A 16111-nucleotide genomic window follows, 5' to 3' on the forward strand; every position below is an offset into this window, starting at 1 on the left:
CAGCTTTGCTTATCAACGTTCAATAGTATCAGCTCAATAATCAGGGGTAGGCAGTTATTCAGTCTGCCACCAGGGTAAGCGCATCTAATTTTGTAGCTAACTGGCTAAGGCTGTCATTTGTCATTTGTCCTTCGTCATTTACAAGGGTTTTAACCCTATTTACGTTTCGTAACATATTTAGGTTTTTTCGCGCCAACTTACTTAGTTGAGCAGCAGTTTCTAGAGATTGTTGTTCTAGAACAGTAATAAAAGCATTGAGTATAGGATTTAACTTTTGAATCCGTTCAAGGTAATATTTGACTAAGGCTGTTGAAGTTAACAAGCCACTTTGCATTTGCTGACTTGCTTGTACGATGGTTTTAGGGATAGAATCTGCTTGCATCTATGATTCATACTGCAATTACGTGAAAATTTCCTCATGCTATTTGATGCCTTTAAAAGCCGTAAATCTTCTAAAAACTTATTCATCAATCCTAACCCGACTTGGCGTGTAGCTTGGGGAGAAGTTGATACAAGTTATGAAGACATAGCTTGGCGAGATGAAAAATTTGTGGTAATTTTGCCACGCACCGTTTCTGGATTTATGACAGAGAAATTAGCAATCAGTTCTGGAAAACAATTTGTTGTTGTTGGTGATATTTGGTTAACTAACCAAGTGCAGTTGCTAGAACAGTTGGGAATTGAACCAGATAGCTTTAGAGGAAATTATCTGCAACTAGTTGCTAATCTTTGGGAACGATGGGGTAATGAAAGTCTTAAGCAACTTGTGGGAATGTTTGCACTAGTGGTTTGGGATCGAGAAAAACAGGTGTTGCAGTTGATTCGCGATCGCATCGGTAGCCGTACTCTCTACTACACTAATACTGGTGCGGTTCGTTGGATTGCACCTCAATTAAGGACTTTATCACCTTATCGTTCCTCTGATTTGGATTTGGTGGCTTTGCGAGATTACCTTTGTTGTGCCTTTGTTCCAGGAGAAAGAACGCTTTGGGAACAGGTGCGGGAACTGCGACCTGGAACCGCTTTACAATTTCCCGACAACAAGGTTCAAACTTATTGGCAGTTGCAAGAACAGATTACAGCCATAGATCAACCTTTAGTATGGCATGGCGATCGCTTGCGAGAACTGCTAGACCAAGTTATTCAAGAATATTTACCACCACAAAACGAATCGGTTGGGGTCTTTCTTTCAGGTGGTTTGGACTCTAGTGGTATCACTGCTTTAGCAGCAAAATTCCATAGTTCTCCAGTCCATACTTTCTCAATTCATTTTGGCCCTGAATGTCCCAATGAGTTAGAATTTTCCAGCCTTGTTGCAACTCATTGTCAAACGCAGCATCACATTTTAGAAATTACTTTTGCGGATATGTGGGAACGTTTACCCCAAACAATGGTGTATTTAGATGACCCCATTGGCGACCCATTAACTATTCCTAATCTTTTGCTAGGACAACTAGCCCGAAAAAGTGTACAAGTAGTTTTAAATGGTGAAGGTGGCGACCCCTGTTTTGGTGGCCCCAAAAATCAGCCAATGCTGATTAATAGTTTATATGGTTCTGTCACGAATCAAGATTCATTACAAGCTTATTTAATTTCTTTTCAAAAGTGCGCTGCTGACTTACCGCAACTTTTAAAACCAGAAGTTTTGACAGCAATACAAACAGCACCTTGGATTTTTGAAGAAGATTTATATTCCCAAGCCAGCTATCTGAATCGTTTGATGGCAATGAATATTAAATTTAAAGGTGCTGACCAAATTCTCACGAAAGTAAGTAACTTGACTCAATCTGCTGATTTGCAAGGTCGTTCTCCTTTATTTGATCAGCGAGTTGTAGAGTTAAGTATGACAATTCCTCCAGAGTATAAGCTTTTGGGAGTGTTAGAAAAAGCAGTTTTAAAACAAGCGATCGCAGATATTTTACCAGATACCATTATTCATCGTCCAAAAAGTGGGATGATGGTGCCAGTACAGTTAGGATTTCAGAAATATTGGCAACAACAAGCCAGAGATTTATTGCTGAATCGTCATGCAGCGATCGCTCCTTATTTTAACCAATTACCAATTCGCAATTGGTTAAACTATCAAGGCGATACTTGGAATCGCTATGGTGTAAAACTGTGGTTACTTGTTAGTTTAGAAATATGGTTGCAAGTCAATCGAAAATCACAGAACTAACCAAAGCTTTCCACAACATACATAGAATTTCCGGAATCACCAACTAAAATCAAGCTGCTGTCATCGTTATCTAAAGTCCAACTATTAATTATGCCGCGATTCAAAATTTGAATCAATTTTTGAGGACTAAATGATTCTAATTCCACAAAATTACCAGATTCCAGCCATGCTAATTCTTCATCTGATAAACTCTGACGAATTTCCCCAGCTAACTTTTTAGCTTTTTGCGCCGAATCATTAGAAGATTGAATAAACATTCCCCGCTTCGTAGCAATAATCTGACGTGGTAATAATCCCACATCAATAATTGCAACGTTGCTATCCCTGAACCAATTAGGACTAGTACGGAGTTGGTGAACTAAACCAACGCCTTGGGGACTACAATCATGCAAGGCATAGACTTTCAATTCTGGATTGCGGCGCAGCATTTGCATCGTGGTGTTAAAAATGCTTTCAGGATATCCGGTAATGCTGAGAATTGCACAGTTATTTTCAAAGTGAAAATTATTAGCAATTAGTAGTTGAGCAATAGCTGCACTATCGCAAACTACTAACCTATCAAAACTGTAAGCCGTCACATCAGAATTAATTGCTACAGGTGCAATTTGCTGACGTGGGGAAGGAAGAATTTTCAGAATTGAGCCATTGATTTGTTCCCAACGATTTAACCAATCTTGAAATTCGGATTGAGAAAATAAAAATTCCTGTGCTACTAATCCAATTCTACCTAACTGTCGAGTCCCCAAATATACAGATAGCATTCCCAGAAAAACAACAATGGCAAATAGAGGGAATGAATTAAATACAAACAGACTTACCAATATTCCTATGATTAGAATAAAAATTCCTAGTCTTTGTAAAGCTTTAGCACTTACCTGACGACTAGCATTGTTGAGCTTACTAGAATTAGTGTTATTAAACAAATAAAAAATTACCCATGATTGATAGATTAAATTTACAATAATCAAGGAATTAGATCCAAATATAAAGCTGAGAAATGAACCAAAAAGAAGTGTAGCCCAGACATTTAAAAAAAGATATCCACAACCCAAACTTATTATATTAAATGGTTTCTTTTTAAGACGACTATCTAATAAATAAAATAACTGTTTAGAAGTAAAAAACAAAGTGTTATTCGCGGAACTGTCAGCAATAGCCTTCGCAAAAAAGGGGTCAGTAATCTTAACAGTACCCATGCTCGTCGGTTCAAAGACAAACGGATGCTGACATTCAATACACCGTCCTTGATTATCTGTTCTGTTCTTCAGCTTATTATCAGTTCCGCATTTAATACATTTCATAGTGGTAATTTTCTCCTTGTCGTTAACTCTCGAAATATTGCTTATTGGTAGGGATTTGGGGCATATTTACGTTTTATTCCCTCTGACTTACTTATATACTTTGCGTAAACAAATCTGAAATTCCTCTGAATAACAAATGACAAACTTATTTCAACACCTGATTTGCTAATAAAATACTGTAATCTTCCCGCCAACGAATCAAGCGATGTGTACCTTTTTCTAATAAAACCTCCGCAGGTTTAGGACGATGTAAAAAGTGTGATGACATCGCATAACCATAAGCACCAACATCTAAAATACCGATAATATCGCCAATTGCTAACGCAGGTAAATAACAGTTTCGGCTTAAATAATCTCGTGAATAAGTTGTGTTTCCACACACATCTGTCAAGTAAGTTTTGGATTTTGATTCTTTCCACGCGACAATTTCTCGATAACCGCCATGTACTGCGGGAACAGAGAGATTAGCAACGGTAGTATCTACTCCAATAATTTGTTTTTCTGACTGCCATTTTACCGAAACCACTTTGGTAAGTAGAGTAGCACATCCAGCGATCGCAGCTCGTCCAGGTTCAAGAACTAACTCAATACTTCTTCCTAAACGACTGATTTGGTCGCTCAAATCTGCACCAAAAGTTTCCCAGTTAAAAGCTGCACCATCATGATGATATGGATAGCCAAAACCACCGCCAAAATCTAGATATTCCCAATCTGGTAAAAGTTTTGCTGTGGCTATTACCTGATCAATTACATTGGTAAAGGCTGCTGTCGCATTAGTACCTGTACCTCGATAAAAATGCAACCCACTAAGTTTTAATCCTACTTGACGAGTAACTGCGATCGCATCAGCAAATTCTTCTGGACGTACACCAATACGGCTATCACCAGTAATTTCTGGTAAGTTCAGACGCAATCCTAAGCGAGGTGTAAATGAAGGAGTAAGAGATTTATAGACTTCGCAACACAGTTGCAACTGAGAAATACTGTCCAAATTGAGAGTTCTGACACCCCAATTTAAAACTTGTTCCATCTCAACACGATTTAAATTACTCCCACTGTAGACAATTTTTTCTGGTGAAAAACCTGCTTGTAATCCCAGATAAATATCTCCAGGGGTATTAGCGTGTAATCCCCAACCTGCGGCGCGAAAAATTTGCAGTAGTGATATATTGCCATTGGTAACACTAGCAAAGCGAAATTGAGTCTGAGGATAAGAAAAAGCCTCGGTGATGCGTGTGATGGTTTGATTTAAGATGTCAGCTTGGTAAATGTAGAGAGGTGAATCATAAGTATTTAGTAACTCTTGAGCAAGTTCTTGAGAGAAAGGAAGATAACTCGATGAATAATTTAATTTCTCACTTTCAACTCCTAACTCATAACTTGTTTCTAAGCTTGCCATGTTTTCGGAAATCTCCATAGTTTTTGTGGTATCCAAAATGGATGATCAAAAGATTCTTGACCCGGTTCTTCACCAAAAACATACACTCGCCAAAGTTGCCATATAATCAGCAACCAGAGAATTTCACCAATCCGACGACCTTGAATAGTAGCGCCCAACTTCCCACCAGCGATTTGTGCTGCAAGATGGGGAGAAAAGCGGTTTTCTAAACGAAGTTTACCAGGATTTAACCAGTTCCCAATCTGATTCCAAAACTCATTCAAACACCAAGAGGTTAAAGGAACTCCCATACCACGCTTTTGTCGCCAAACAATTTCTGAAGGTAATAAGTTTTCTACGGTTCGCTTCAGGATATATTTTTCACAAACTCCCTGCAAACACAGTTCTCCAGATACTTGAAACGTCCACTCAGCCAATGGTAAATCGCAGAAAGGCGATCGCACAAACAACCCATGAACAAATCCTAAAGCAGTGGCACGCGGATGTATATTTTGTGACCCTTTCAACATCAAACTGGCACGACGCAAGCGATGCAGGACAGCTGTGCAATACTCAGGGTCAAGTGCTTCTGCAATCCAATCTTCTGGATGTAAATTTTGTATCTGATCATAAATATGTGGCTGGTAAATTTGAGCCTCGTAACCCCCAAGACGATGAAAAGTGCGGAGATATTGTTTGATAAAATTTTCTTGGATAGAGAGATTTTCGCTTTCGTAAATCCCTGCTGCTATTAAAGGTTTATTCGTCCAACCTGCAAACAATTGATCGCCACCTTCGCCGTTAAAAATCACCCTAGTATCTTGCCTAGCCCTTTGTCCTAAAAGAAACAACGGAACTGTCACGCCATCGCCAAAAGGCAAATCTAGCGCCTGTACAGTCGGAATTAAAGCCTTCTGGATTTGATGCGGATTGGCATCAACTTTTACTAAAGGAATTTGCAAATGTTGGGCGACAATTTCGGCATAAAGAGATTCAGAAATACCTGCGTTACCAAAATCCAAGGTATAACCAATCACCTTTATCCCCGCTTGCACCAGTAAGGCGGCGACAACAGAAGAATCTAATCCCCCAGAGAGAAAAACGCCTACAGGCTCATCTTTTAAGTCAGAAATTTGCCGTTCAACAGCTTGTTGAAGCAGAGTTTGTAGTTCTTTGACGGACGTTGTTTCATCTTTTATTTGCACACCTGCTTGACGCCATTGTAATAAAGGTTGAGAAATTGGTGTTGAAAGCTTTTGTGACTCAGATTGACTTTGCCAAACTAACTCCTCTCCCGCCGGAACTGCAAATATTTGATTCACCGGTGTTAGGGGATTGGGAACATAAGAAAAACAAGAATAACCGTATAAACCCGGAATGTTGACTTCCAGATTTTCAACAACTTTCAACAGCAGTTGCAGACGCGATGCAAACCAAATGACTTGTTCTTGTTGTATCCAATACAAGGGGACTTTTCCAAAAGGTTCTCGTCCTAAAATTAAGCGATCGCTTCGGTGTAATTTTACCCAAACATCAGGTAAAAATGAACTATCAGAGTGTAAGTAAGTAGATATTCCAGATGCAGATATACCTGCTACTCCTTCTGAATGATGAATTGGACAATTAATTGGCAAGATTGATTCTTGTGAAATAGCAATATAAACAACATTCCAAATCGGGTAGTTATTCTCGGATAGCGAGTCGAGATTCAATAATTGGTGAGAAGTGGTGTGCAGCGTTTTGATAATATTTAACCGCGCTTCTAACTCGCGCCCTGAACCATAACCCCAATATCCAATAAATTGCTGAGGCTGATTTATCTTTTCACCCGGCGGAATGTTTTCCATACTATTTCACTTCAAATTCTGTTTCGCTAAGTTGGCGATCTTGGAGAAATATTTGTGCCTTCCACTTACCTGGAGTCGATGCAGAACCGATGATGTAACGACACTGAGTATCCCAGATCGATTTGTCAATTTCACGGGTTTGATAGCGGTTTTGCTTGACAATTTCACCATTAGGATTAATCCAATTGCAGGTTAAATTTAGCTTTTGACCCACGGGTGTATCTTTTAACGTCACGCGGTAAAAGACTTCTGGACTGTTCTGGCGGGAGATATTTCTGAGGTCACTACCGTCATCTTGGGTGAGAGTAATTCGGTTTCTTTGAGTCGAGACTCGCTCAAGAGTAGAATTATGCTGTCCAATAGTAAATAAAGTACCCATAATCGCCATCGCTACAGCAGCAATGACCCCAATAGCAATTGTCCGATTACGTTTTTGCTGTACTTTCAAAACTTGCTGACGCTGCACTTGAACGAGCGCTTCATCTAGCAAATTCGGTGCTAAACCTAATTCCTGTAAAATTTGCTTGACTTGTTCAGGTTCAATTTCTGCTTCTTTTCGTGCTTGCAGGTTTCCAACTTCAGCGATGATCTGCGTTAGTTGCTCTGTAGTTAGTCTCTCTTTCATGATCAAGCAGCACTCCTACATAAAAAAGCGTTTAATTTTCTTTCTGCCAAAATAGCTTTGTTTGAGGTTGTGTGTCAAAGAAATACCTTCACAGCATAACTAGGAGAGTTTTTATAGATATAAAATAGCGATCGCCCACTCGCCTTTTTGCATAAAAAAGATTTTTGCTTCTAGTTTAGCTACAACTGCTCCTTGTCAATTTCCGGTTTTTTCAACTTTACAGCGATTTTCAGGTAAATGAACCACAATTATGAGACCTAACCCCCAGCCCCTTCCCTACCTCTCCCTAACCCTCTCCTTGTAGGAGAGGGAAGCGGAAAAACTTTTGTTGCTGTCACTCGACCCTTGTCTGACGACAGGCTGACGCCAACGGGGAGAGGTTAAAAGGAAAGCTATAAGTCTTGAGTTTTCAATGACGGTTAGCTTAATTTTTTGAACCTAATTTCAACCTTACTATACTTGACAAAATGTCTGTTTTACGAGCAGGGATTATTTTTTTGCAAGTCATATCAGTAGCTAGAAATTTGTTGATATCCTCGCTTATGCATAAATTGATTGTGCTGATACGTCTAGTTAATAGAGGATTGCAAGCTAAATTTCCTTTTTAATAGGAGAGTAAAATGTCTAAGAGTATCTATGCGTTTATACTGCTAGCATCTAGGAATATGAAATGGATGCTAACAATTGCTCTGATCTTGAGCAGCGTCACCTATTATCCAACAAAGGTAATAGGCCAAACTAAACAACTAGCAACGACTAAGCAGCCTGTGCAACCAAGCAAAGGTAGGACTTTACCTCAACAACCTACTTCTCGACCAGTTTTTATTTTGCCAAAAGCACCTGCTTCATTAAGTCCTATATCTGGGCGTAGAGCAGGAATGGGTAGTCGAGATAATTGCCCTGCGGTTCCAACCCCCCTCACTGCCTTAGTACCATTTCAAGAGGAACAAAAGGTTGGGGAACAGGAAAACAAGTCAATTGTTGGGATTGTAGAGGGACTAACCACTTCAGAACGGCCTACGTTTTGGTTTTATATCCCTTACACTAAGAATTTGTCTAACTCAAGCGCTGAATTTAGCTTACAGGATAGCGCCGAAAATGATGTTTATAGAAATGCGATCGCCCTACCTTCAAAGCCAAGTGTCATTGGTATTTCTCTCTCTAATACTGCTGCTTCGTTACAAGTAGATAAGACATATCGTTGGTATTTAAAAGTACATTGTAACAAAGAGGCAGCAAGCATTCCTGTATATGTCGAAGGGAACATTAAAAGAGTTAATTTAGATTCTCGTGTTATCCAACAAATAGAAGCCGCAAATGAGCCTCGGCAGAAGATTATAATCTATGCTGAAAAAGGGATTTGGTTTGATGCTTTAAATATGCTAACACAAATACGCATTTCTAATTATAGAGATGCATCTGTTGAAGAAGATTGGCAAAGTTTATTGCAATCCATCAATTTGGGTAATATTGCTACGATGCCTCTAGTGAAATTACCAACCCGCTAATAATTTCATATCCAGTAAAGTATCTATATAGCGGTTCTCAATTGCATAGAATACAGACCTAACCCCCAGCCCCTTCCCTTCAAGGGAAGAGGAGTAAGATTCAAAGCCTCTCTCCTCTTAGGAGAGAGGTTTGGAGAGAGGTCAAAACTGTACTGCACCCAAGCGAGAACCGCTATAAGCCTAGATTTCTACAACCAATTACCAACTATAACGTAGGGTGCCCAGTACATCGGACGGTTATATTCAGGAGCTTCAAGTAATTTTAATTGAGCAAAGCGTAAAGCTTCTGCTGTAGTTTTACCAATCACTAACTGATGGTAAAATTCCTCAATGAACAAAGCTGTCGAGTTATCACCAATTTGCCATAAGGAGGCTAAAGTACTCCGCGCACCAGCACGCAGGGCAACTCCTGCTAATCCCAACGCAGCCCGGTTATCTCCTGCTGCTGTTTCGCAAGCACTCAAAACAAGTAATTCAACTGGCTCTGTTCGTTTTTGCTCTCTACTTTTGAGCAAGCTATCTAATTCACTCACATTGATGCGTCCATCAGCTGCTAAGATAAAAGTGTCTTTTGCCTTAGAGCTAAATTGCCCGTGAGTTGCCAAGTGAACAACTCTAAAAGCTTGAGCGTTGATAGTTTTTGCTAAATTTGTACTAGTAAAATTTTCATCCAACAATGTAGTTGTCGATACGCCTGATTCCTGAATTAATTTCAGTTCAACCAAAACGTTGGGAAGTGGTGCAAACTTTTCATTTTTGGGTGGTTGTGATAGTCCTCCAACCAGGGCATTTAATTTTTTGTGTGCTAAAGGTTTGGGAGTAAATAGTTGCAGTCCGGGGCTAATAGCTACAGAGTATTTTTGGACTAAATACAATGCCCCATCATACAATGCAGACATCGGGATATTTCGCAGCAACCCATCTGGAATAAAGACTAGAGTATTAACTTTAGTATTTTTGAGGTCTGTTTCAACTGGTTTGATTAACCAATTATAAAGCTGTTGAGAAGCTGCTTTAAATTTCTGATTAGCATCGGGTTCGACTATGGTCTCTCGTATTTTTGTAATAACTTGCTCTAATTGCTGACGATTGACTTTAGAAGTTTTATGTATCAACGGTTGATTGGGAAGTTTGATAATAATTTCTAAATGGTTATCTAGAATAATCGGGTAGAAAATCGCAGTATTCGGGTTGTCGCGGTCTACTAATTTGTCCAACACCACAAATTGATTGCTCAAGCAAGCTTCTCGGAAAAAATTGTCGAGTTCTGCAACTTGCAAGGCTTCAATTCGCTGTCGTGCTTTATCTAAATCTGGTTTTCCTTGTCCAATCTCTTGTAAAATCAGTTCTACAGACTGCCGATAAAGAGGTTCTATGCGATCGCGAAAATTGAACTGCACGTCTCGATTAACTGCAACTAAATCGCTGCGAAGAGACTGAAGAGTTGTTACAGCAACATCATAAGCAGATATGGCGGCTGGGATATTTCCCTGTGCTTTGAGTAAGCGTCCTAACTGCCACTCAAGGCGATAAGCTATATCTGAGGCATCAATTTTTTGAGCCATAAATAATGCTTGTTGCGTCAAATTCTGTGCTTCTTGCAATTGTTGGTTCTGCTCGTAAACTTCTCCCAAGCTGCCCAGTCCATAGGATTCGGCACGTTCATCGCCGATTATTTTGGCTTGCTGAACGCTACTTGCCAGAATCTCTGCAATGTCTTTTTTGTTACCAATTGTAGTCAAGGTCTGAGCAAAATTGATCCGTGCATAAATACCAGCTTGATTGGTAGGTAGATTGGGGACTTGAGATTGGATTATGGGTATTAATGACTTTGCTTCAGTGATACGTTCGTTTTCGATAAGCAAACTCAGCTGATTAATCAGGGCTTGAACTTTGGCTAGAGGGTTTGGTGCAATTTTGGCAGCATTTTCATAATGAGCGATCGCCTCTTTAATATTACTTAACGACCTAGCAGTGTTACCGAGGCTAAATTCCGTCAAACTAATTTCTAGAGGCAGTTGTAGACGTTGAGCGATTTCTAAGCTTTGTTGTAAGTTTTTCTGGGATGACTCAAGTTCGCCTAATTGTTGCTGGACATTACCAAGCGATCGCAAGGCTGTTACTTTTATAATTGAGTCAGGTTGAGAAATTAATTGTTGGGATACTTCATTCAATATATCTAAACTACGGCGGTAAAAGCCAGCAACTCGTAGAGCTTGTCCTTGGTTAATCCGGCTGCGCGTTACTCCAGCATTGTCACCTAATTTCTTCCAGATTTGCTCTGCTTGTTGTGATGTTTTTATAGATGCATCAGTTTGTCCCTGTGCTAGTTGCAATTCGCTCTGAATATTTAGAGTTTGTGCCAGAATTTCTAACAATTCAGATTTTGGATTGTTAAGATTTAACTTTTGATTTATCTTATTCCAGCCGAGTAAATTTAAGCTATTGTCAATAGTTGCATCAGCTTCTTTCCATGAGCCGAGTTGCTGGTATACAAGAGATAGGTTAGTCAGCGCTGCGGCTTGTGCGAGGTTATTGCTTTCTCGTTGATAGCTACGGGCAGCTTGTTGTAGAACATTTACTGCTTCAGTAAAACGTCCAGTTTGATAAAACACTTCTCCTTGCTCAAGAAGTGCCTGTAGTATTGCTGCTGGGGGTTTATTCGTTTGGATGTGAAACTCGTCTGGTGAATTTGTCTTTTGTTGTTTAGCAAATGTGCTAGGGATAATAGTCAGGAAAATAGCAAGAGTAAATAGGACTACGGGAGTTACTGCAAATCTAACGGCTCGCTTTGGCATCTGAAGTTTTGCCATATTTGACACCTCCCTGAGATACAGGACAGTCAGCAGGTGTTTGCCAAGGGCTGTGGGGGTTGAGTTGAGGAACTTGTGCTACTAGTTCTATGTTTCCATTGCGATCGATTACCCAGCCAGAAGCTTCCACAATTGGAATTGTAGCAGGAATGGGAGCAGTTGAAACTGCTGTTAATTGTGGTTGAGTTGTTGTGTTTGCGAAGTTTTCTGGTTCTGGTCTTAATTTCACCCAAGTAGACACAGTACTTGCATCTTGTAATGGTTCAGTAGGACTCATGGGTAGTCCGCCGCGTCCTGTTGCCACAAATGTATTTTGGAATTGCCGAGTTCCAGGTGTGCAAGCATTGGAAATTTGGTTAGAAGCATCAACTAGATTAATTGAGAGTTCGACTAAACCATTACTAGGGTTTACATCAGGTCGAGTAATTTCTATATTGCCGCTTAAATCAGGCGTTGCTCCTGTGGCGGTAATATCACTTGTGTTTGGGGAAGGCTCATTTCGGGACTGGATGCCAAAGATCCCTGCAATATTTTTGATGGTGACATTCCCGCCACGGGACTTAGCGGAATCTGCTCTAATGTCGCTATTTTCATTGGGAACGGCGATGATAAAGCCATTTTTGGCATCAATTGTGATGTTACCAGCAGTGATATCATTACCACTGGCGTTAGTGGTAATACTGCTACCATGACGCAGTAATAATAAAGGTGAATTGAGAAAGATATTTCCCCCACCTCCTTGAGTATCGGCGTTAATTTTCGCCCTGTTGTCCAGCAAAATAGAGTTAGCATCTACAGTTAGGTTGCCAGCTTTCCCAGAATTTGCGCTGCTGACTGTAACTTGCGCCCCATCCCGTGCTACTAATTTTCCTGTCCTCAAAGTTAAGTCTCCGCCATTGCCAGCGCCTGTAGTTTCAGCGGATATAATTGAGCCATTGCCAGTGAGGGTAATAGATTCAGGGGCAGTTATTGTTAAGGTTCCACCTTGACCGCTACTACTGGTAGATGCTGATATCTGCGCTCCACTTTGAAAATTTACTTTTAAGTTTTGTTCGTTACCAAGAGGTTGCAAAATAAGTTTACCAGCATTACCTGTACTGCTTGTTTGGGCGAACAGACCGCTATTGGAGCCAGATAGCTGGATTTCTGGGACATTCACCGTGATGTCACCCGCTTGTCCACCGCTATTGGAAGCGGTAGATGTAAATAGTCCAGAGCTTCCCGAGACACCCACGAAATCAGAGGCGTTAATTTCAATCTTACCTGCATTCCCTTGTCCACTGGTATCGGTTTGAATTTTAGCGCCATTGGTTAAAGATAGAGAACCAGCTCTGATGTTGATATCACCACCTTTGCCGACTGCTTCTCTTGTAACTAGGCTGTCAATGAACCCATTGTTAAGCGAAACCGAATCCTTTGCAATTATGTTGACGCTGCCTGCATCTCCTCGGTTTTCTGTGCGAGCAACCAATCTAGCACCATTTCTCACCGCGAGGGATTGACTATTGATTGTGATGTTACCCGCATTGCCCACTCCCCTATCCCCAGCCACAAGGGTATATGCATCACTGCCTCTACCATCAAACTCGACGTTATTACCAGCTTTGATCGTTATACTGCCCGCATCCCCCTCTCCAAAAGTGGCGGACACCAGTTGACCGGTCTGGTCTTTGGCAACACTTGAAGGGATACCCGTCACCCGGACAGACCCATCTGTAGTAATGCGAATATTACCTGCGCTACCACTGCCTCCTTTTTCCAACCTGCTAAGTGCAAACCCACCATCAAATAAAACTAAATCGCGGGCTTTGATGTTAATATCGCCTGCCCGACCTCTTCCACCGGGAGTAATGCTAGAATTAAGTTCAGAATTATGAGCAACGGTGAGCGTCCCAGTGTCAATGCTAATGCCACCACTGTTGCCTGCATCCGCTTGTCCATAGGTACTGGTAGAAAGTTGAGCGCCATTGGTTACAGATACAGAATCAGCGCTAATTTGAATATTTCCACCTTTTCCAACTCCAGTCTGTTGTACGTTGCTGAAAGCACCGCTCCGGAAGGGTATGAAAGCACCGTTGGGGGAGATAATAGCAACAGCCCCATCAAAGGAAACCTTCTCACGTGCATTAATTACCACATTCCCTGCATCCCCTTGTCCACTAGTGTTGGCAGAAAGTTGAGCGCCATTCCTCAAGAAGACCGATCCTGCTGTAGCTGTGATGTTGATATCACCACCGTTGCCTGTGGAGTTAGTCTCTGTGCTTGTAGATGCCGCACTAATATCATCAAATGAGACGGTATCGCGGGCAAATATATTTACACTGCCTGCATCCCCTTGTCCCCTAGTGCTGGCAGAAAGTCGAGCGCGATTCCTCAAGAAGACCGACCCTGCTGTAGCTGTGATGTTGATATCACCGCCCTTGAGTGTTCCATAGTTCTCGCTGTTAATCTTGCCGCCATTAATCAAAATTGTTCCTGTGTCACTGTTGATGGTGATATCCCCGCTTATGCCAAACTTACCACCATCTGACCTCATTCCTGTGGTAGTAATATCACCCTCCGCTTGAAGCATAATCTTGCCGCCATTGCCAGAGTTGATTTGAAAAGTATTTGCGTTGAGTTTACCCGTAGTAATACTGCCGTTTTTAGCTTCAAGGCTGATGTTGCCTCCATTTCCCGCATTGCCAGAATTAGAACGCGAGTAAGAGAACAAGTTATTAGTAGTTATGTTGCCGTTGGTAGCTTTTAAGCTAATGTCACCTCCATTATTCGCGCCATTAATTGTAACCAAGTCTTGTTCATTGGTTTTTATTGCCCCAGCACTGTTAATAGCGATCGCACCCCCATTAGTTGTAATTCCTTTAGTACTCACATCCCCGGATGCTGTTGTTAAGCTAACTATCCCCCCAGTGCCATTAAACGGCTGTAAGGAAACATCTCCACCTAAAGTAATTCCCTCTGGCACAGTTCCACTATTCAAGGCAGGTACTTCGCCATCATTAATACCCCCATAAGCTAGAGTATTCTGCCCAGAACGCATAATTAACGCTGTACTCTTGCTTATGGAGGTATCTTGTCCAACAACTAAACCGTCAGTATCAGGTCTAGTAATATTTATATCACCCCCAAAGCGAATATTACCCTTGCTTTCAACTAACAAAGATGCACCTGCATAGCTACCTGCAACATCCACATCGCCATTGCTGCTGATTATTGGGTCATAAAGGCTCACAAAGTTTGCCAGCTCCCCCGATACACTCCTGAGCGAAAAATTCCCACCACTGGCAACACGAGCATCAAGAGAAATAATTCCATCACTGATTAAGCTGAAATCGTCTCCACTCACAAACGGTGTTTGCGTTGGATGATTTAGCGCTAGAATATCAATTCCTTGATTTCCCTCAATTGTGAGATTACCACCTGCTTGAGCTAAAAACAAAGTTGTCACACTGTCTCGCACCCGAACTGTACCAGTAGCTCGCAGTGTTAAATCTCTGCCTGCTTTTAACTGTCCCTGCAAATCAAGTTTGTCAGCTACTAATGTCAGGTCTTGCTTGGGTGCTAAATTTCCGGTGTTGATAATAGTCGCTCCTGGCTGACTTGTTCCATACTGCAACCCAGGTGTAATATTTACCGTCAGTAATGGCGGTGCTTGGGGATTAGTAGCACTGAAGGTACTGCCATTAGGAAACTTGAAACTGCCTGCCGTAGTTGCAGAAAATGAGCCGCCAATATTTAACTGTGCATTCTGCCCAAAAACAATACCATTGGGATTCAGCAGGAATAAGTTGGCTGTACCGTTAGCACGAATTAAGCCATCAATATTAGAAATTGACTTACCCGTGACTCGTGTCAGGATGTTCTGAATATCGGGTGCATTATTGAAGAAAGCAGTACTGCCATTGGGAACAGAGAACTGCTCAAAGCTGTGGAACAGATTACCCCCTCTTGTGGTTCCACCCTCAATAATTCTGGTATTACCCTCTAATGTGACGTTGGAATTATTTGGTAGAGTGCCATCTGGGGTGATTTGGGCAACTGCGCTATTTGCATAAAGGGCGATCGCACTCCCAATCGCAATTCCTAAACCTTGCAACCAATCCAAATGCGCAGTTCTAAAAGACATTGCACTCTCCTATTGAAAAGGTAATTTAGCTTGTCAGCCTCAATTAAGTATAGGTGTCAGCAAAATCAACTTATTCACAAAATGAGGATATCAGCAAATTTCTCGCTACTGGCATGACTTACAAAAAATAACCCATATACTAAATAAGCATTTTTGTCAAGGATAATGCAGTTAGAATTAGGTAAAAATATATTAAGCTAACCGTCATTGAAAGCTCAAGACTTATACGTTATTTTTCTTGCCAATCAAGACTCTGCCTTGCTTTGCGCTTATCCAAAGTCCTCCCGGCGGCTCCAAATAGTGAATAAACTCATGTCACTGCTACCAATTAAGAATC

General features: G+C 41.1%; 9 protein-coding genes. 2 read left to right on the plus strand and 7 right to left on the minus strand.

The features are described from left to right. Positions 1-58: 58 nt before the first annotated feature. On the minus strand, positions 59-382 hold the full coding sequence (locus LC605_RS02605; protein ID WP_229546017.1) for an amidase family protein: 324 nt from the start codon (positions 380-382) through the stop codon (positions 59-61). Between the two features lie 36 nt (positions 383-418). On the opposite strand from LC605_RS02605, the gene LC605_RS02610 reads away from it, so the two are divergent. Continuing rightward, entirely contained in the window at positions 419-2176 is a 1758-nt protein-coding gene (locus LC605_RS02610) for an asparagine synthetase B (protein WP_229546018.1), read from the plus strand. Here LC605_RS02610 and LC605_RS02615 read toward each other — a convergent pair. The 4 genes from LC605_RS02615 to LC605_RS02630 all read right to left on the minus strand — a co-directional run bounded on the left by LC605_RS02615 (position 2173) and on the right by LC605_RS02630 (position 7327). Next, complete coding sequence (locus tag LC605_RS02615) at positions 2173-3099, minus strand: hypothetical protein (RefSeq protein WP_229546019.1); 927 nt, start codon at positions 3097-3099, stop codon at positions 2173-2175. The two genes, LC605_RS02610 and LC605_RS02615, sit on opposite strands and share 4 nt — an antisense overlap. Before the next feature lie 523 nt (positions 3100-3622). Next, the gene (locus tag LC605_RS02620) at positions 3623-4876 is read right to left on the minus strand and encodes a decarboxylase (RefSeq protein WP_229546020.1); all 1254 of its coding nucleotides are present in this window, start codon (positions 4874-4876) and stop codon (positions 3623-3625) included. After that, positions 4864-6702 carry an asparagine synthetase B gene (locus LC605_RS02625; protein WP_229546021.1) on the minus strand — a complete coding sequence of 613 codons (1839 nt, stop codon included), beginning with the start codon at positions 6700-6702 and terminating at the stop codon, positions 4864-4866. Before LC605_RS02625 ends, LC605_RS02620 begins: the two co-directional genes overlap by 13 nt. 1 nt (position 6703) lies before the next feature. After that, on the minus strand, positions 6704-7327 hold the full coding sequence (locus LC605_RS02630) for a DUF3859 domain-containing protein (RefSeq protein ID WP_229546022.1): 624 nt from the start codon (positions 7325-7327) through the stop codon (positions 6704-6706). A gap of 674 nt (positions 7328-8001) precedes the next feature. Between LC605_RS02630 and LC605_RS02635 the strand changes: the two genes are divergently transcribed. After that, entirely contained in the window at positions 8002-8835 is an 834-nt protein-coding gene (locus LC605_RS02635) for a DUF928 domain-containing protein (RefSeq protein WP_229546023.1), read from the plus strand. 188 nt (positions 8836-9023) lie between these two features. Here LC605_RS02635 and LC605_RS02640 read toward each other — a convergent pair whose 3' ends face one another. After that, entirely contained in the window at positions 9024-11648 is a 2625-nt protein-coding gene (locus LC605_RS02640; RefSeq protein WP_229546024.1) for a CHAT domain-containing protein, read from the minus strand. After that, positions 11614-15774: a filamentous hemagglutinin N-terminal domain-containing protein gene (locus LC605_RS02645; protein WP_229546025.1), complete on the minus strand. Its 4161-nt coding sequence runs from the start codon at positions 15772-15774 to the stop codon at positions 11614-11616. Before LC605_RS02645 ends, LC605_RS02640 begins: the two co-directional genes overlap by 35 nt. Between the last annotated feature and the right edge of the window lie 337 nt (positions 15775-16111).

Origin of the sequence: Nostoc sp. CHAB 5836, from assembly GCF_020829445.1 — a bacterium.
Taxonomy (GTDB): domain Bacteria; phylum Cyanobacteriota; class Cyanobacteriia; order Cyanobacteriales; family Nostocaceae; genus Nostoc.

What these genes read in the sequence shown, in the direction of transcription:
- LC605_RS02645 (WP_229546025.1), bottom strand. Translation starts at nt 15,774, where the DNA reads ATGTCTTTTAGAACTGCGCATTTGGATTGGTTGCAAGGTTTAGGAATT.
- LC605_RS02605 (WP_229546017.1), bottom strand. Translation starts at nt 382, where the DNA reads ATGCAAGCAGATTCTATCCCTAAAACCATCGTACAAGCAAGTCAGCAA.
- LC605_RS02640 (WP_229546024.1), bottom strand. Translation starts at nt 11,648, where the DNA reads ATGGCAAAACTTCAGATGCCAAAGCGAGCCGTTAGATTTGCAGTAACT.
- LC605_RS02620 (WP_229546020.1), bottom strand. Translation starts at nt 4,876, where the DNA reads ATGGCAAGCTTAGAAACAAGTTATGAGTTAGGAGTTGAAAGTGAGAAA.
- LC605_RS02625 (WP_229546021.1), bottom strand. Translation starts at nt 6,702, where the DNA reads ATGGAAAACATTCCGCCGGGTGAAAAGATAAATCAGCCTCAGCAATTT.
- LC605_RS02635 (WP_229546023.1), top strand. Translation starts at nt 8,002, where the DNA reads ATGCTAACAATTGCTCTGATCTTGAGCAGCGTCACCTATTATCCAACA.
- LC605_RS02610 (WP_229546018.1), top strand. Translation starts at nt 419, where the DNA reads ATGCTATTTGATGCCTTTAAAAGCCGTAAATCTTCTAAAAACTTATTC.
- LC605_RS02630 (WP_229546022.1), bottom strand. Translation starts at nt 7,327, where the DNA reads ATGAAAGAGAGACTAACTACAGAGCAACTAACGCAGATCATCGCTGAA.